This window comes from Arthrobacter sp. NPDC080031 (genome assembly GCF_040702485.1).
Classification (GTDB): domain Bacteria; phylum Actinomycetota; class Actinomycetes; order Actinomycetales; family Micrococcaceae; genus Arthrobacter.
In genome coordinates this window covers 57,250-74,019 of the sequence record NZ_JBFBLA010000005.1, presented here as the reverse complement: position 1 = coordinate 74,019, position 16,770 = coordinate 57,250, and the positions used below count along the sequence as shown (strand labels likewise).

At 63.7% G+C, this 16,770-nt stretch carries 19 protein-coding genes; 17 read left to right on the top strand and 2 right to left on the bottom strand.

The window, feature by feature from the left end; genetic code table 11:
• Window positions 1-21 precede the first annotated feature (21 nt).
• Window positions 22-681, bottom strand: a complete 660-nt coding sequence (locus AB0323_RS05685; RefSeq protein WP_366176464.1) for a response regulator transcription factor — start codon at window positions 679-681, stop codon at window positions 22-24.
• Between the two features lie 243 nt (window positions 682-924).
• Between AB0323_RS05685 and AB0323_RS05680 the strand changes: the two genes are divergently transcribed.
• From AB0323_RS05680 to AB0323_RS05605, 16 genes are all read left to right on the top strand, one after another.
• Window positions 925-2,109, top strand: coding sequence for a histidine kinase (locus tag AB0323_RS05680; protein WP_366176463.1), 1,185 nt, complete (start codon window positions 925-927; stop codon window positions 2,107-2,109).
• A 202-nt stretch (window positions 2,110-2,311) separates the two neighbouring features.
• The gene (locus AB0323_RS05675) at window positions 2,312-2,473 is read left to right on the top strand and encodes an aureocin A53 family class IId bacteriocin (protein WP_366176462.1); all 162 of its coding nucleotides are present in this window, start codon (window positions 2,312-2,314) and stop codon (window positions 2,471-2,473) included.
• Window positions 2,474-2,597: 124 nt separating this feature from the next.
• On the top strand, window positions 2,598-3,098 hold the full coding sequence (locus AB0323_RS05670) for a PH domain-containing protein (RefSeq protein ID WP_366176461.1): 501 nt from the start codon (window positions 2,598-2,600) through the stop codon (window positions 3,096-3,098).
• A 13-nt stretch (window positions 3,099-3,111) separates the two neighbouring features.
• Complete coding sequence (locus AB0323_RS05665; protein ID WP_366176460.1) at window positions 3,112-4,557, top strand: PH domain-containing protein; 1,446 nt, start codon at window positions 3,112-3,114, stop codon at window positions 4,555-4,557.
• Window positions 4,554-5,453, top strand: a complete 900-nt coding sequence (locus AB0323_RS05660) for an ATP-binding cassette domain-containing protein (RefSeq protein WP_366176459.1) — start codon at window positions 4,554-4,556, stop codon at window positions 5,451-5,453. The genes AB0323_RS05665 and AB0323_RS05660 overlap by 4 nt, the downstream gene beginning before the upstream one ends.
• 2 nt (window positions 5,454-5,455) lie before the next feature.
• Complete coding sequence (locus AB0323_RS05655) at window positions 5,456-6,241, top strand: hypothetical protein (protein ID WP_366176458.1); 786 nt, start codon at window positions 5,456-5,458, stop codon at window positions 6,239-6,241.
• Between the two features lie 4 nt (window positions 6,242-6,245).
• Entirely contained in the window at window positions 6,246-6,491 is a 246-nt protein-coding gene (locus AB0323_RS05650) for a hypothetical protein (protein ID WP_366176457.1), read from the top strand.
• A 145-nt stretch (window positions 6,492-6,636) separates the two neighbouring features.
• Complete coding sequence (gene dapB, locus AB0323_RS05645) at window positions 6,637-7,395, top strand: 4-hydroxy-tetrahydrodipicolinate reductase (protein WP_366176456.1); 759 nt, start codon at window positions 6,637-6,639, stop codon at window positions 7,393-7,395.
• A gap of 2 nt (window positions 7,396-7,397) precedes the next feature.
• Entirely contained in the window at window positions 7,398-7,886 is a 489-nt protein-coding gene (locus AB0323_RS05640) for a hypothetical protein (RefSeq protein WP_366176455.1), read from the top strand.
• A 59-nt stretch (window positions 7,887-7,945) separates the two neighbouring features.
• A complete protein-coding gene (locus tag AB0323_RS05635; RefSeq protein ID WP_366176454.1) occupies window positions 7,946-8,308 on the top strand; it encodes a hypothetical protein in 363 nt (120 codons plus the stop codon).
• A gap of 86 nt (window positions 8,309-8,394) precedes the next feature.
• A complete protein-coding gene (gene dapA / locus AB0323_RS05630) occupies window positions 8,395-9,306 on the top strand; it encodes a 4-hydroxy-tetrahydrodipicolinate synthase (protein WP_364531703.1) in 912 nt (303 codons plus the stop codon).
• 27 nt (window positions 9,307-9,333) lie between these two features.
• Window positions 9,334-11,025, top strand: a complete 1,692-nt coding sequence (locus AB0323_RS05625) for a ribonuclease J (RefSeq protein ID WP_366176453.1) — start codon at window positions 9,334-9,336, stop codon at window positions 11,023-11,025.
• Window positions 11,026-11,218: 193 nt separating this feature from the next.
• A complete protein-coding gene (locus tag AB0323_RS05620) occupies window positions 11,219-14,068 on the top strand; it encodes a DNA translocase FtsK (protein WP_366176452.1) in 2,850 nt (949 codons plus the stop codon).
• A gap of 9 nt (window positions 14,069-14,077) precedes the next feature.
• Complete coding sequence (gene pgsA, locus AB0323_RS05615) at window positions 14,078-14,680, top strand: CDP-diacylglycerol--glycerol-3-phosphate 3-phosphatidyltransferase (RefSeq protein WP_366176451.1); 603 nt, start codon at window positions 14,078-14,080, stop codon at window positions 14,678-14,680.
• Entirely contained in the window at window positions 14,677-15,180 is a 504-nt protein-coding gene (locus tag AB0323_RS05610) for a nicotinamide-nucleotide amidohydrolase family protein (protein WP_366176450.1), read from the top strand. The genes pgsA and AB0323_RS05610 overlap by 4 nt, the downstream gene beginning before the upstream one ends.
• Before the next feature lie 132 nt (window positions 15,181-15,312).
• Window positions 15,313-15,765 carry a helix-turn-helix transcriptional regulator gene (locus AB0323_RS05605; protein ID WP_078105673.1) on the top strand — a complete coding sequence of 151 codons (453 nt, stop codon included), beginning with the start codon at window positions 15,313-15,315 and terminating at the stop codon, window positions 15,763-15,765.
• A 181-nt stretch (window positions 15,766-15,946) separates the two neighbouring features.
• Here AB0323_RS05605 and AB0323_RS05600 read toward each other — a convergent pair whose 3' ends face one another.
• On the bottom strand, window positions 15,947-16,444 hold the full coding sequence (locus AB0323_RS05600; RefSeq protein WP_366176449.1) for a MarR family transcriptional regulator: 498 nt from the start codon (window positions 16,442-16,444) through the stop codon (window positions 15,947-15,949).
• 41 nt (window positions 16,445-16,485) lie between these two features.
• Between AB0323_RS05600 and AB0323_RS05595 the strand changes: the two genes are divergently transcribed.
• Window positions 16,486-16,725, top strand: coding sequence for a DUF3046 domain-containing protein (locus AB0323_RS05595; protein ID WP_306863265.1), 240 nt, complete (start codon window positions 16,486-16,488; stop codon window positions 16,723-16,725).
• Window positions 16,726-16,770: the final 45 nt, after the last annotated feature.

The following is a 16,770-nucleotide window of genomic DNA, read 5'->3' as shown; positions in this document are numbered from 1 at the left end:
GAGCGCATCGAATCGCGGGGGCTATAACGTCACGAGATTTATGCGCACAGCATGGATCAGTACTTGGACGCGGTCGCGCACGTCCCATTTGTTCATGATGCGGCCGAGGTTCGACTTGACCGTCGCCTCTGAGAGGTGGAGAGCCTGTGCTATCTCGGCGTTTGACATGCCCTGCGCGAGAAACTCCACAATCGACAGTTCGCGTTCCGTAAGCGCTTGGGCGCGGGAGAGCGAAACGTGACCATGGGGTTTGGCCGTGTCACGGACGGATGCGATGAGTCCACGGGTTATGCGCGGCGAGAGCACTGACATGTCAGCGTGCACGTCCAAGATGGCCCTGACGATCTCGTCCGGATGTGTGTCCTTCACGAGATAACCGGAGGCTCCGGCCCTGAGCGCGGAGATGACGTGGCTTTCGGAGGAGAAGGTGGTCACCGCAAGCACCCGAGCGTCCGGGTATTCGGCCGTGATCATCTCTGTCGCCTCAATGCCGTTCATCACCGGCATCTGGATGTCCATCAGCACGACGTCGGGTTGCAACCTGCGGTACTGCCCGACGGCTTCCGTTCCATTAACGGCTTCTCCTGCCACAACTGTGGCCGGCGCCGACTCCAGGAAGATGCGCAGTGCGTGGCGCACGAGGGCTTCGTCATCGACGATCAGAACACGCACGCCTTCCATTCCTACAGTTTAGGCGGCGGGAGTCGACTCTCAGATCAGACGAAAGTCGCACAGGGAGTCGACCTTCGTCGGTAGACCTTGCGCCTGCAGGCTGCGACGATCAGGTTGTTGGTACTTTCAGGCAGAAGGGGACTTGATCATGTTCGTAGCGAGCGCAGCGGGCGGCCTCGGGTTCCCTCCGGAACCCGCCCTCTCCGGCTGGCCTGCCTGAGCGTCGGAGCGCTTCATCTGGATAATTGGGGGATGAAGCGAAGCGGTCCGCCAGTGGCTACCCGCAATGACCACGGGTTTTCCGGTTTGCGTGGCTTCTGGGCGTTCACTGCCTTGCCGGCCGGCGCTCGTCTCGCATTGGCGGCGGTTGTCGCGGTGCTGCTGCTCGTGGATGGTGTGCTGGCGTTGCTTGCCCAGACGCCGATGCCCACCTCGATCGTTTACGTCGGCGCGCTGATCGCAATCGGTGCTTTCGCGTGGCGGCCTCCCGTGGCGGCGACGGTGCTCGTGGCATGCGGCCTCGTCGCGACGTTGCTTGGTGCGGGAGGGCCTTACTCCCTGGCTCTTGCCGTCTCGGCCGGCTTGGTCACGAGTACATGCGGTCAGTGGCTGAGCATCTCATACTGCGTCGTCACGGTGGCGTTGGCGATGGTTGCCGAAGGTGTTGGCCAAGGGCTTGTCCAAGGCGGTGGGGTCGGGGGCGTTGCCCTTGGCCTTGCTTCAGGACTGATCGGTTGTGGGTTCCGCGAAGGTCGGGCGAGGGAACATCAGCTTTCTGCTCACATTGATCGGCTCAGAAGAGAATCGGCGGCCGCCGTACAAATGGAGCGGGATCGAATCGCCGATGAGCTGCACAACGTCATTGCCCACGACATTACAACCGTTGTTATGCAGGCCCGGGCCCTCGAACTGGTGGACGACCCCCTGACGAGAGATACATCGAGGCGTGCGATCACCGATGCCGCCACACAAGCGCTCACAGACATCCGTCGGATGCTGCGTTTGGTCCAGGGGACGGACGAAACCGTCGGAGGAGCCGGAGCAGGTACCGTGTCCTTGGCAGCAACGTTGGAATCCTTACGGCTTGGACTCGGCTCGACGGGAGCCTCGGTGGAGCTCTCCTTCCCCGGCAATGAGATTTCAATTTCGAACAGCATCGAGACCACGCTGGTGCACATCGCACGCGAGGCAGCCACCAACGTGATGAAGCACGCTCGCCGGACCCCGTCGATTCGTTTGGCGGTCACCTCTGATCGTGAATGCATCACCTTACAGGTTTGGAATGCCCCGTCCACCGGCAAGTCGGACGGGACCGCTGATGCGACGGGGTACGGGCTGAAGCGGATGAATGATCGCGTGATGTTACTGGGCGGAACGTTCGAGGCGGGCGGTGCTGAAAAGGGGTGGACCGTGACGGCGACCCTGCCCAGGTTCTAGAGGACCAGTCATACGAAAGCAGCTATGCCGATGACGCTTTGGTCGTCGGGAAGTTGGATGTTGAGTTGCATGGCGAGGAGAACGGGCGCATTCGAACGATGTCTAACTCGATACGAATGACGGTGTTTGAGGCGAGAGGTCGGGATGAATCGTAGTCAGTGGCGACAACAAGGTCGCACTGAGAGGAAGGTGGGGTGGGTCGATGCCTGCCATCATTCTGGCTGTCATCCGAGCGGTTATGCACTTGGGGTCCCGCGCGGTCAACTGGGTGACTGCCAACTGGCGCACGGTACTGGACTGGCTCAACGCCGGCCGTACGATCGAGTGGATCGTTCGGCGGGTCCGGGACATCCTCGGGCTGTGAGCAGCGGGAAAGGGCCCGCCCAGCCACACCCTGGGCGGCCCTTTTCCGTCTCACACAACGGTGCATGAGCACCTGACGCGATGATTACGACGAAAGTTCACGACCCGCAAGGATCGTGAGGGGGATGGTAAAGGTGACGGAAGCAGATGATGCTGGCGGGACGTTTTCGGCAGCCGTGAGTCGTCACGCGGTGACAGTGTGGAACATCGCCTCTGTCTGCACCGGATTGATCGCTTGCGTCGTGCTGTTCGGCTTGCGCCTGGTGTTTCAAGAAGGCTGGCTTGCGATCAGCCTCGTTGTCTTGGTGGGGCTAACCGTTGTCTCGACGGCCGCTGAGTGCCTGATCGTCAATGCTCGACGAGCCCTTGCCTTCCGTTATGGAGTGGAGCCGCTGGGCCTGACGATCGGTCAGGGCCGGTGGATTCGACGTGAGACGTTCGTGCCGAGGGCGCAGATTCTCTATGTCCGGATTCGACGCGGTCCCGTGCTGCGCAATTTTCGACTTGCAAGTGTGCACGTAGGCGTACTCGGCAGGGAGTTCATGGTTCCCTGTCTCGACGACCAGGATGCTGAGCGGCTGCGGAGTGCGTTGAAAAACGTCGATAGGGGGCCGAATGATGCGTAACTCACCACTGTTGATGTTTGGCAGATTGCTGAAGACGCTGCCCCAATCCGTACTCATCGTCATCGGGCTCGTCGTTGCGATCTCCGCGTTCCAAGGCGGGATTGCCGTGGCGTTGTGGGTGCTCCTTGCATACTTCGTCTACACGCGCATCTATCTGATCATCTACGATTATTTGGCGACCACGTGGGATGTCCGGCCAGAGGGCTTCCACTATCGACGAGGCCTCTTCTCGCGGGAGACCTTGACCATAGCTCGCGGTGATATCACTGGAGTCCATCTCTCGCAGGGCGGCCTGGACCGGTTGTGGAAGCTGTTCGAAGTGCGGGTGCAGAGTACTGCGGGAGGACGCGCCAGCCCGGTTCTCCACGCGGTCACACGTGACCAAGTCGATGAGATCGCGCGCGTCTACGGTGTTCGTCCGACCCTGAAGGCAAAGGATGTCCATACTGCGGCAGGATCCGCGCGGCAAGGCGCATCTGCGGACGGCGTTATCGAAACGTCCTCCGGGGTGGCGAACGCGGTTTCGCTTCGGAACGCGGACTGTTGGCTTATCTCCGTAACCTACGGCAAGTATCTACTTCTTGTTCCGGTGCTTTGGTCGTTGATCACCCGGATCACGGGCAACAGCGGCTTTGCTCAGCTCGAGTGGGTTGTAGACCAGTGGCGAGCGCATCCGGCCCTTGTGCTGGCTGCGATGCCCTTGCTGCTCGCCGCGAGCGTCGCTTACGGGGCCTTAGTGGCTTATCTGAAATACGCGAAGATGCTTGTCCGCGTCGAACCCGACTCCGACGGCACGCTGAAGATGAGGGTAGCGCACGGGCTGATATCGACCACGGACCAATCCATTCGCGTCGACCGAATCGACGCACTCGAAATGCGGCAGAACGTGGTGATGCGGGTGTTCGGGCGGTACTCGCTGAGAGTAATCCTTCGGGCGCAGGGGGCCGGCAGCGCGAGCCGTACAGTTGTGATCCCGATAGCACGCCAGTCAGACATCGACGGATTCCTCGCACAATACCTTCCGCGATTCCGGATCGTCAGCGGCGATGAGGTCGCCGGCGTCAGCCCGGTCCTGGGATGGTGCGCAGGTTTGATTGCGGGCAGCGTCGCGGCGGGCACGCTTGCGGCTTTGCTCTCAGCGCCGGTTGTCGTCGCGATCACAGCGTCCGCGCTGATCGCCATCGCGGTGGCGCAGCTGGTGGTTAAGCGCGCTGACTTCTCGCGAGACAGCCGACTGTGGCGAGTGAGATCGGGAGTGCTCGGCACTAGGACGTGGGTACTCCCATCAACCAGCCCTACCTTCAGAACCATCGTCGGCAACGGGTCAGGATGGCGATTTTGCGTGCTCGCGTTCCGTGTCGGCGGCACCATCCCGTGGACGATCAGAGCATTCCTCCGGCGCCCGGGTCACGCGACTCTGACGGCGGCGTTCTCAGGTGTCCAGGTGCACGTGCCATGATCGAAGTGATTGGACTCACGAAGTCATACGGCGGACGGACAAGGGTGGATGACGTCACGTTCAGCGTCGGGGACGGCCGCATCGTCGGCTTCATCGGGCCTAACGGCGCTGGCAAGACCACCACCATGCGAACCTCCCTCGGCCTTGAGAAGCCCGATTCGGGACGGGCGTTGTTCGATGGACGCGTGTATGGAGAGCTTCCCAAGCCTCGCCAGAGCGTTGGAGCGGTCCTCGACGCCGGGGCCCTGATCCCTGAGTTACGGGCAATCGAGCTCCTCCGGTACTGCGCACGGGTTCAGGGGGTCGACAACGCGCGGGCCGAAAAGGTGCTGGACATGGTCGACCTTGGTGGGGCCCGCAGACGGCGGGTGCGCGAGCTCTCCCTCGGCATGCGGCAGCGCCTTGCGCTCGCCGCAGCCATCTTGGGCAACCCGGGCAACTACGTCCTTGATGAGCCGCTCAACGGTCTCGACCCGTCGGGGATCCAGTGGCTGCGTCAACTACTCATCCAACTTCGTGATGATGGAGCCGCGATTCTCCTTTCGTCGCACATCATCACCGAGCTCGAACTTGTGGCCGACGACGTCGTACTGATCTGCAACGGAGTGCTCAAACTCCGAAGCAGCCTTGCCGACCTCGCACGAGGGGCCGGGGCACACGTCCACGTCGTCAGCGAGGACGTCACCACTCTCATCGCGCTCGCAAAGGAAAACGGCGCCACCATCGTCGAGGCAGACGGTCGCGCCGCCGTCGTCGCAGACCTCGCCGCGCGTGAGGTGTTCTCCCTTGCAGCTGCGCATGGGCTTGTCCTGGATGAGCTTCGCACCGAGAGAGTCTCTCTTGACGACGTGTATCGACGGATCATGGACACGAAGGCAGAAGGTGAAGCTCGTTGAGGATGCCGCGCCCACCCATCCGAATCGCCTACCGCCACGACACGCAACGGCCGGCCGACCTCGCGTACGCGGAGATGGCACGGATCATCCGGACCCGTGCCTCCCTTGTCGTCCTGATCCTGGGAGCAGCCGTACCGCTCGCGCTCGGCGTGGGACAAGCGATCTATCGAAAGGTGTCTTCGCCGGCATCGGACCCGACGGGATTCGCGACGGCCGGGGTCGACATCTTCGCGTTCGTGGCAGCTCTGGCTGCGGCCATCGGCGTTGGCCGGGACTACCAGACGGGGGCGATCGCTTTCCGGATGTTGCTCGTTCCGCGCCACGGACGGCTGCTTGCTGCAAGTGCACTCGGGTACAGCGGGGTTGCCGCCGCACTCGCGTTGCTCGCCATGTTCGTGGGCGGCGTGTTCGCTGCCGTGTTGGGCGGGACACTCGCGCCCTTCTCTGTTGACTCCGTCGCCGCGGTAGTGCGTTCGATCGCTGCGGTGGTGCTCGCCTCATGCTTCGGCGCAGGGCTCGGGTACGCGGTGCGCTCAGCCACTATCGCCGCGATCGTCATCATCACCGTTTTTTGGCTTGCGCCGATCACGCTCCTCATCGCCGGACTGAGCGGAGTCGCCGGCGCTGCGGCAATTGCGAACATCACCATCGGGATATTGGTTGGGCAAGCGATCAGCGGCACCCCCGAGCCCGGGGACAACCTTGGGCCCTGGGGAGCGCTCCTTCTACTTACGATCTGGTCCGCCGGAGTGCTTCTCCTGGCTGCTCTGCGATTGAAAGGAAAATAATCCGATGTCCAAAAAGACCCAATCGTGGCCCTGGTTCCTTGTGCCCACGCTGGTGTTGGCTGCGGTCGTTATCGCAATCAGCATCCCGGGACTCGAGGCGGCTCGGGAAGAAATCGGTGCTGATTCACTGGCGATTCCCATCGTTGCCATGCTCATTCTTTCAGTCGTCGCTGGCGCGGTCCTGGGACTGATCGTTCTGGGCGTTCGAAAGCTTGTGCGACCGCGATCTGTCTCTCCGACCCGCGACTAGGGGAACCCGTGGGTCGGGGCCGGGGAGTAGGGCCCTTCCCGTCGAAATCGCCGGAACGGTGCCGGTTCGCCGGAGCGTTCGGGCGAACCGGCACCGTTCCGGCGACCCCGCGTTGGGGCAGCCACCAACCGGTAGGGTTAAGGGCATGACCGAACAACTTGCTGTCGCCGTGCTGGGCGCCCAGGGGCGCATGGGTATCGAAGCCGTCAAAGCGGTGGACGCAGCCTCCGATATGAAGCTCGTCGCGGCGCTCGGCCGCGGCGATTCCCTTGATACCCTGCTCGACGCCGGCGCCAAGTATGTCGTTGACCTGACCGTTCCGGACAGCACCGAAGCGAACGTCCGTTTCGCCGTCGAACACGGGATGCATGCTGTTGTCGGGACCACCGGCTGGGACGCCGCGCGGCTTGACGCGTTGCGCGGCCTGCTTGCGGCGAACCCGGAGTCAGGCGTCCTCATCGCCCCCAACTTCGCCCTCGGTTCGGTCCTCGCCTCCGCCTTCGCGGCCAAGGCCGCCAAGTATTTCGAATCGGTGGAAATCATCGAACTGCACCACCCGAACAAAGTGGACGCGCCTTCGGGCACAGCCGTCCGCACGGCCCAGCTCATTGCCGCAGCCCGCGAAGAAGCCAGCGTCCCGGCCAGCCCGGACGCCACGAACAGCGGCCTTGAGGGTGCCCGCGGTTGTGAGGTAGACGGTGTCCGCGTCCACAGCGTCCGCCTGCGCGGACTCGTGGCACATCAGGAAGTGCTCCTCGGTGGCCCGGGAGAGCAACTGACCATCCGCCACGATTCCTTCGACCGGGCATCCTTCATGCCCGGAGTGTTGCTGGGACTTCGCAATGTGGCGTCCCGCCCCGGGCTGACAGTCGGCCTGGACGGCTATCTGGATTTGGGGCTGTAGGCGTGGGCCCGCTCTGGAACGCATTCAAGGAGAACCGCACCAAGATCTGGGTGGGTGCCGTCACCCTGTTGTTGGTTCTCTACCTCGTGGTCACCTTCGAACGCTCGATCCTGCTGCTCAGTGACGCGAACCTGGTCGCCAAGGGAATCGGCGCTGCGTACCTGGTGCTTCCCGTCATCGGAGCGTGGGCATTGATCCGCGAGCTTGTGTTCGGTGCTCGCACCGAGAAGATGGCAAAGGTGCTCGACGCCGAGGGCGGGCTGCCCGTGGACAATTTGCCGCGCACACCGGGAGGGCGCATCGTGCGTGCCGCCGCGGACGCCGAGTTTGAGAAGTACCGCGTGGAGGCCGAGGCTGCCCCCGAGGACTGGCGTTCCTGGTTCCGGCTCAGCTGCGCGTACGACGCCGCCGGCGACCGCAAGCGCGCGAGGGAATCCATGCGCGACGCCGTGCGCCTCTTCCGCGCTGAACCCACCGCAGCGGAGCGGTAGCGGCTGCCCCTCGAAGGGGACTCCTTGTATTCGAATATATGTTCGAATAACATGGCTGCATGAACGAACCTTCGAAGCGGCCGGACGGCTATCCCCAAGGCCTGGACGGGCCCATGAAGGCGATGAGCCCGGGCGTCGTCGATTTCCTCTTCCGGCAGCTAGTGGCGGGCGAGCCTCCGGAAGACGTGCAGTGGCGGCGCGAGGGAACCGTTCTGGCCGACCAGCAGCCGGGTGCCGAACTCGCCAGGCGGCTCGCGGAGACTGACCTTGAATCGTTGACCCCCGTTGAATTGTTCGACTATGTGCGGGCAGCCCAGCGACTCGGGGCTTGGGCGGACCGCTTGCGGGAGTCTGCGGTTGCCCGGTATTGCTCGCCGGAGACGCCAGCGAAGCCCGGACGCCATAGCGACGCTTCAGCCTGAGGCCTTGCTCTCATTTCGCTAAATTTGACGACAATCACGCGGGCCCCATTCTCCTAACCCGCAGCTGACAGGGTAACGTTTTTCATATGTCTGACTCTCGTGCGAACGTTCCTGCTCTCGGTACCCTTCTGACCGCCATGGTCACCCCGTTCACCAAGGACGGCGAAGTCGACTACAAGCAGGCAGCGGAACTGGCAGTCAAACTTGTTGATGACGGCTGCGATGGCTTGGTCGTCACCGGAACCACCGGCGAGACGTCCACCCTCACCGATGAGGAAAACCTCGGCATGTTCCGCGCCGTAAAGGAAGCCGTGGGCGATCGCGCGGCAATCATCGCTGGAACCGGGACGAATGACACCGCGCACTCGGTGCACCTCTCCCAGGAAGCCGCGAAGCTCGGCGTCGACGGACTCCTGATCGTCACCCCGTACTACAACAAGCCGAGCCAGGCCGGAGTCCGGGCCCACTTCGAGGCCATTGCGTCCGCCACCGATCTCCCAGTCATGCTCTATGACATTCCCGGACGCTCCTCCATTCAGATCGCGCCGGAGACCATGATCGGCCTCGCCGCCCACCCCAACATCGTTGCGGTCAAGGACGCCAAAGCCGACTTCGCCGCGGCCACCAGGGTCATGGCGGAAACCGACCTCCTTTTCTACTCGGGGGACGACGGCCTGACCCTCCAGTGGATGGCCATGGGTGCGGTGGGCCTGATTGGCGTCACCACCCACGTCGTCACCCGCCGTTTCCGTGAACTGATCGACGCCATCAACGCGAACGACCTTGGCACGGCACGCAAGATCAACTTCGATCTCGAGCCCGTGATCCGTGCAACCATGACCCGGGTCCAGGGCGCCGTCGCCGCCAAACAAATTCTTAAATGGCAGGGAGTCCTGCCCAACTCGGTTGTCCGTTTGCCCCTCGTGGAGCCGGACGCCGCCGAGATCGCAATCATCCGCGAGGACTTGGCGGAAGCTGGAATGGACTTCACTGTCTAGAAGGATTCCGCCGGAAAGTAGCGCATTATGACCCAAACCGCCCTTCCCGGACTTGTCACCCCGCCCAAACTTCCGCAGGGAACACTCCGGATTGTGCCCCTGGGCGGCCTGGGGGAGATCGGCCGCAACATGGCCGTTTTCGAAATCAACGGCAAGCTGCTGGTGGTTGACTGCGGCGTGCTCTTCCCTGAAGAGACCCAGCCGGGTGTCGACCTGATCCTGCCCGATTTCTCGTATATCGAGGACAGGCTGGACGACGTCGTTGCCATCGTCCTGACGCACGGCCACGAAGACCACATCGGCGCTGTGCCGTACCTGCTGCGCCTGCGTCCGGACCTGCCGTTGGTTGGTTCCCAGCTGACGCTTGCCCTCGTTGAGGCCAAGCTCCAGGAACACCGGATCAAGCCGTACACGCTCACGGTCACCGAAGGACAAGTGGAGCAGTTCGGCCCCTTCGAATGCGAATTCGTTGCCGTCAACCACTCCATTCCGGACGCCTTGGCCGTCTTCATCCGCACCGCCGGCGGCAACGTGCTGCACACGGGCGACTTCAAGATGGACCAGTTGCCCCTCGACGGCCGCATCACGGACCTGCGCCACTTCGCCCGCCTGGGCGAGGAAGGGGTGGACCTGTTCATGGCCGACTCCACCAACGCGGATGTCCCCGGCTTCACCACGGCGGAGAAGGAAATCGGTCCCACCCTGGACCGCTTGTTCAGCCAGGCCAGGAAACGGATCATCGTTGCGTCCTTCTCCTCGCACGTGCACCGGGTCCAGCAGGTGCTCGACGCCGCAGCCAAGCATGGCCGCAATGTCGCCTTCGTGGGCCGTTCCATGGTGCGCAACATGGCTATCGCCGCGAAACTGGGCTACCTTGACGTCCCGCCGGGAATCCTGGTGGACATCAAGAACATCGACGACCTTCCGGACCACCGCGTGGTCCTGATGTCCACGGGATCCCAGGGTGAACCCATGGCGGCCCTGTCGCGGATGGCCAACGGAGACCACCGCGTGGTGGTCGGCCAGGGCGATACCGTCATTCTGGCCTCGAGCCTCATCCCGGGCAACGAGAACGCGGTCTACCGGATCATCAACGGGCTGCTCAAGCTCGGCGCCGACGTCGTCCACAAGGGCAATGCCAAAGTGCACGTCTCCGGCCATGCTGCCGCCGGCGAATTGCTCTACTGCTACAACATACTCAAGCCCCTGAATGCCATGCCCGTGCACGGCGAAACCCGGCACCTCATCGCCAATGGAAACCTGGCGGAAGAGTCCGGCGTGCCCTCGGACCGCGTTATCCTCAGCGACAACGGCACGGTCATCGACGTCAGGGACCATAAAGCCAATGTGGTGGGCCAAGTGGAAGTGGGCTTCGTCTACGTGGACGGCTCCAGCGTGGGCGAAATCACCGACGCCGACCTCAAGGACCGCAGGATCCTCGGCGACGAGGGCTTCATCTCCGTCATCACCGTGATCAACCGGACTACCGGCAAGATAGTCTCGGGTCCGGAAATCCACGCCCGCGGCGTGGCCGAAGACGATTCCGTCTTTGACGAGATCATCCCCAAGATCAACGCGGCCCTGGAAGACGCAGTGCTCCACCACTCGGACCACACCAACCACCAGCTCCAGCAAGTGGTGCGTCGCGTGATCGGCACGTGGGTCAACCGCAAGCTTCGCCGGCGCCCCATGATCATCCCGTTGGTCTTGGAAGCTTAATCCCGAGGCACGACTTCGGCAGGAACGGCCAGTCAGGCTCCGAACGGCCCGGTTCAAGCGAACCGGGCCGTTCGCGTTTCCGGACCGGCCCGGCGCAAAACAGGGTCCGCAGATTGTTCAACAGGGGCAACATGGTTCCTTCGCGCCCCTGAAATCCGCGGGTTTCCGGACGGGTTGGGGTAGCGTGGCCGATATGGCGACTCGTACTACCTCCGCGCCTAGAGGCAGCTCCAATGGCAAATCCGGCGGCTCGGGCAGCGGCCGGACCCCGGCCAGGACCGGCCGGAGCGGCACGGGCACGGCCCGCGGCAAGGCCGCCGTCGTCGAACCCCAACAGCCGTGGATCCTGCGGGCGCTTGCCGGCGTCTGGCTGGGAATCGGGCACGTGGTGGGTGCGGGCATCCGCCGGATCGGCCACGACGTCAGTGACCTTGATCCCCTGGACCGCCGGGACGGCGCCGCGCTTTTCAACCTGGCGCTCGGTGTCTTCATAGCCACCTTCGCCTGGTGGGGCTTCAAAGGCTGGTTCCCGGATGTCGTCTTCAGCATCGTGAATGGAACTTTCGGCTGGGTATCCCTGCTTCTTCCGATCATGCTTTTCGTCTGCGCCGTCCGGCTCTTCCGGCAGCCGTGGGACAGCCGTGGCAACAACCGTGTGGGCATCGGCTTCCTGGTCATGACGTTCGCCGGGACCGGCTTGGCCCACGTTATCGGGGGCCAGCCGACTGTCGCAGATGGCTTCGAGGGCCTCCGGCGCGCGGGCGGGATGCTCGGTTTCCTCGCGGCGTCGCCTCTTGCCGCCATCCACCCCGTGGTCCCCGTCCTGGTCTACGGTGCCTTGGCGTTCGTCTCCCTCCTGATTCTCACGGCCACGCCCTTCGGCGCAATTCCCCGGCGTATCCGTGGCGCCTACGAGCACCTCATGGGCGTCGACCTGGTGGATGCCGACGCGCAACGCGGCGATTCCCATGACCGCAGCTACCTCTACGAAAACGAGGTGGCAGTTGAACCGAGGAAGAAGCGCCGCAAACGCTTCTTCGGCAAGGACCACGACGACGACCCCACGCTCGAAGGCTATGTCGGCGACGAGGCCTTCGAGCACGCAATCGTCGACGACGATGCCCCTCCCGCAAAGGGCGGCCCGTCGGTGCCGCCAGGGGTACGCCGACCGACCCAGGCCGAAATCGCCGTCGAGAAGATCAAGGCCGCGCAGGGACTCGGAAGTCCGAAAGCGGCTGCGGACAATGCCACCGAAGCGATCCCGCTGGTCGCGTCGGCCCCCGCCGTCCCCCCTGTCATCGTGCCTTCGGCACCGGTCGGCCCGCCCCCGCCCCCGACGCCGATCCCGCAGCGCACCGAGCAGCTTTCGCTTGCCGGCGACGTTACCTACACGCTGCCGTCCTCGGACAACCTGACCCCGGGTTCCATTCCGAAGGAGCGCACGGAAGCGAACGACGCCGTCGTGGCCGCCCTCACGGACACCCTGCAACAATTCAACGTGGACGCTACCGTCACCGGCTTCAGCCGGGGCCCCACTGTGACCCGCTACGAGATCGAACTTGCTTCCGGCACCAAGGTGGAGCGCGTCACGGCGTTGTCCAAGAACATCTCCTACGCCGTGGCGTCGAGCGACGTACGTATCCTTAGTCCCATCCCCGGCAAGTCGGCCATCGGCATCGAGATCCCCAACACGGACCGCGAGACCGTGTCCCTTGGCGATGTCCTGCGCAGCCAGAACGCGCGGCGGACCGACCACCCCATGGTGATGGGCGTCGGCAAGGACGTCGAGGGCGGCTACGTCGTCGCGAACCTCGCCAAGATGCCGCACTTGCTCGTGGCCGGTGCTACGGGTGCCGGTAAGTCGTCGTTCGTGAACTCGATGATCACCTCGATCCTGATGCGCGCGACCCCCGATGAGGTCCGCATGGTCATGGTGGACCCCAAGCGCGTCGAGCTGACCGCGTACGAGGGTGTTCCGCACCTCATCACGCCCATCATCACCAACCCCAAGAAGGCGGCCGAAGCCCTTCAGTGGGTGGTGCGTGAAATGGACGCCCGCTACGACGACCTCGCCAACTATGGCTTCAAGCACATCGACGACTTCAACAAGGCCGTCCGCGCCGGCAAGGTTGTTCCGCCGGTTGACTCCAAGCGCGTCATCAAGCCCTACCCTTATTTGCTGGTGATCGTGGACGAGCTCGCCGACCTCATGATGGTGGCCCCGCGCGATGTCGAAGACTCTATTGTCCGGATCACCCAGCTCGCCCGTGCTGCCGGCATCCACCTGGTCCTGGCCACCCAGCGTCCCTCCGTTGACGTCGTCACCGGCCTGATCAAGGCGAATGTCCCCTCGCGCATGGCGTTCGCCACATCCTCTGTCACCGACTCCCGCGTGGTCCTTGACCAACCCGGCGCGGAAAAACTCATTGGCCAGGGTGACGCGCTCTTCCTGCCGATGGGCGCCTCCAAAGCGATGCGCGTGCAGGGCGCCTGGGTCAGCGAGTCTGAAATCCACCGCGTGGTGGAGCACGTCAAGGGCCAGCTCAAGGCCGTCTACCGTGACGACGTCGCGCCCGAGGCGCAGAAGAAGCAGATCGACGACGACATCGGAGACGATCTCGAAGTCCTGCTTCAGGCGACCGAACTCGTGGTCACCACCCAGTTCGGCTCCACGTCGATGCTGCAGCGCAAGCTCCGCGTCGGCTTCGCCAAGGCCGGCCGCCTCATGGACCTGCTGGAGTCGCGCGGCGTCGTGGGTCCGTCCGAGGGCTCCAAGGCCCGCGATGTCCTGGTCAAGCCCGACGACCTCGCTCCCGTGCTGGCGGCAATGAAGGGCCAGGAGGCTCCGGCTGCGCCCGACGCGCACACGGCGGCCCTGAGCGAGAACGCGAACGCGAACATCGCCGTCGGAGGCTACGCAGAGGACCTCGTGGCAGCCGATCTCGAACGCCGCAAGCAGGTCACGGAATACCACGACGGAGCAGATGGGATCGATGACGAGGACGAGGGCGGCGAAGACGCCTGGTCATTGACCGGACGGTAGCCTAGAGGGGTGACTACATCCGACGGCAGCAAAGCCGGTTCCAGCAGCTCCGATATCTGGAACCTGCCCAATATCCTGACGATGCTTCGAATTGTCCTGGTCCCGTTCTTCGTATGGTTCCTCCTGGAGGACAACAGCCGGCACGGCGTCTGGCGCTGGGCCGCCGTCGTGGCCTTCGCCGTGGCGATCTATACGGACAAGCTCGACGGCGACATCGCCCGGAGCCGCAACCTCGTCACCAACTTCGGCAAGATCGCAGACCCCATTGCCGACAAGTTGCTGATCGGATCGGCCCTCGTTCTCCTGTCGGCGCTGGGGGAGCTGCCATGGTGGATCACCATCCTCATCCTCGTGCGCGAATGGGGCGTCACCGCCTTGCGCTTCTTTGTCATCCGCTATGGGGTGATGCCGGCGTCGCGTGGCGGCAAGCTCAAGACCGCCGTCCAGACTGTCGCGATCTTCCTCTACATCCTGCCGCTGAATTCCTTCGCGCCGTGGCTCGTCAGCGTGGCCTTCTGGGTCATGATCGCCGCTCTCGTCATCACCGTGTGGACCGGCGTCGAATACGTGATTGAAGCCGCAAAGCTCCGCTCGGCCGGAAAGCGCGCATGAGCCGCACCGCTGATGAGGTGGCCGCTTCCGCCGTCGCCCTCGCCATCGAGCGGGGCGTCACAGTGGCTACCGCGGAATCCCTGACAGCCGGGATGGTTGCGGCCACCCTCGCTGATACTCCCGGGGCGTCAGGCATGCTCCAGGGCGGGGTCGTCGCCTACCAGAATGCGGTCAAGGCCGGAATCCTGGGGGTATCCGAGGAACTGCTTTCCGCGGTCGGATCCGTCGACGCCGAGGTGGCCGCGGCTATGGCCGACGGCGCGAGGCGCGCGTGCGGGGCCGACGTCGGGGTCTCCACCACAGGGGTGGCGGGGCCATTGCCGCACGACGGGAAGCCGGTTGGCACCGTCTATATTGGCGTCGCCACGTCGGACGGGGCCGCGGCGCATGCATACTCCTTTCTGGGAGATCGGCCAAGTATCCGTGCACAGGCAACGAGGGTCGCGCTGGAGCGCTTGTTTGAGTGCCTTGTCCATGCCGACCTACCGCACGTAAAGTAGCCGGGAACAAAAACAGCAGCCCAATAGTTGTTACATTGTGTCGCCCCGGAATGGCCGGGGCGCCTAGGATGTAGAAAACAACCGGTGCACCTGCAAGGTGAACCGGACTCACGAGGGAGCAAGGCGATACAGATGGTTAAGCAGCCCGTATCCGTAAACGGCGTTGTCCGCTGGAAGGATGTGGGCTTGGCCGAGAAGGCACCGAGCGAACAGAAGGAGCGCAAAATGGTTGTACTGCGTCACGAAATCGGTGATGTCCTGCGCGATGTCCGCCAACGCCAGGGCCGTACGCTCCGCGAAGTCTCGCACAGCGCCCGTGTTTCCCTTGGCTACCTGAGCGAAGTCGAGCGCGGCCAGAAGGAAGCATCCTCAGAGCTGCTGTCCTCGATCTGCTCGGCGCTGGACGTTCCGTTGTCCGGCATGCTCCGCGAGGTCAGTGACCGGGTTGCCGTCGCCGAAGGCGTCGCCGTTCCGGACACCGTCCCGCAGGAATTCGCGCAACGCTACGGCCGCGATCTCGACCGCGAGCTCAGCGCCGAACTGAACGACGATTTCACCCAGGGCATGCTCTCCGGAGCCCGCTAAACGGACCTGGCTCCGGTACTCAGTTGCCGGAGTGTGATCGAGCACGTCGCTTCCGGGCTCCGTTGCGCGAAACGTCGCCGCCTGGCTTCGTTGCGCCGAAACAACGGCACATACTTGAAACAAAGAAGGAGGGCCTCCAGATGGAGGCCCTCCTTCTCGGGTCTTTTGTGGCTTGCCGCGGTCAGTCCTTACCGCTTCCTTCGCCGTAGGCCGCATTGAGCCGTTCAATGTAGTCAGCCAGCGTCTGGATTTCTTCCAGCGGCCACTCGCCCAGGCGTTCCCGGAATACCTGCCTGCGTGCGTCCTGGACCTGGTGCATCTTTTCTTCGCCCTTGGGGGTAAGCCGGATCGATTGCGCGCGGCCATCCTGGGGGTCGGCTTCCTTGTAGACCATGCCGATGCTCTCAAGGAACGCGATCTGCCGGCTCACCGAGGGCTTCCCGACGCCGATGCACGAGGCGAGCTCCGTCAGGCGGATCGGACCCTCCTTGCGGATGATCGACAGCAGTCCGTAAGCGGCTGGTTCCATGTCGGGATGGACCTGGCGGGATAACTGGTGGGACAGCGATCGGGCGCGTCGCCAGAACATGCTCAGCTGGTGTTCCACCTGCTGGAGGGCGGCGTCGACGTTGTCGCCTACCTCCACCATATCTGGGGCGTCGTCGGGAGTGTTGCTCATGACAACCATTCTAGAGTCCGCTCCCATGAGAGACTCTATTGGTGCGGATCAGTGACTTCTGGCGGCTGATGGACGATGAATTCGGGGCTGGCTACTCCCGGGTCCTCAGCAGCTCCCTTGTATTGGCCGGCGTCGGTGGCCGCACGGCAGACGACGCCTTGGCAGCGGGCTACAACCCCCGCGACGTCTGGCTTGCCCTGTGCGACGTCCAGGATGTTCCTCCGGAGCGACGGCTCGGCAGGGACATCAAGCCCTCGGACAAAGGTTCCGGAACGTTCTGACTTCCGGTTTCCGGTGACACGCCCGCAGATTTGTTCGAATATCTG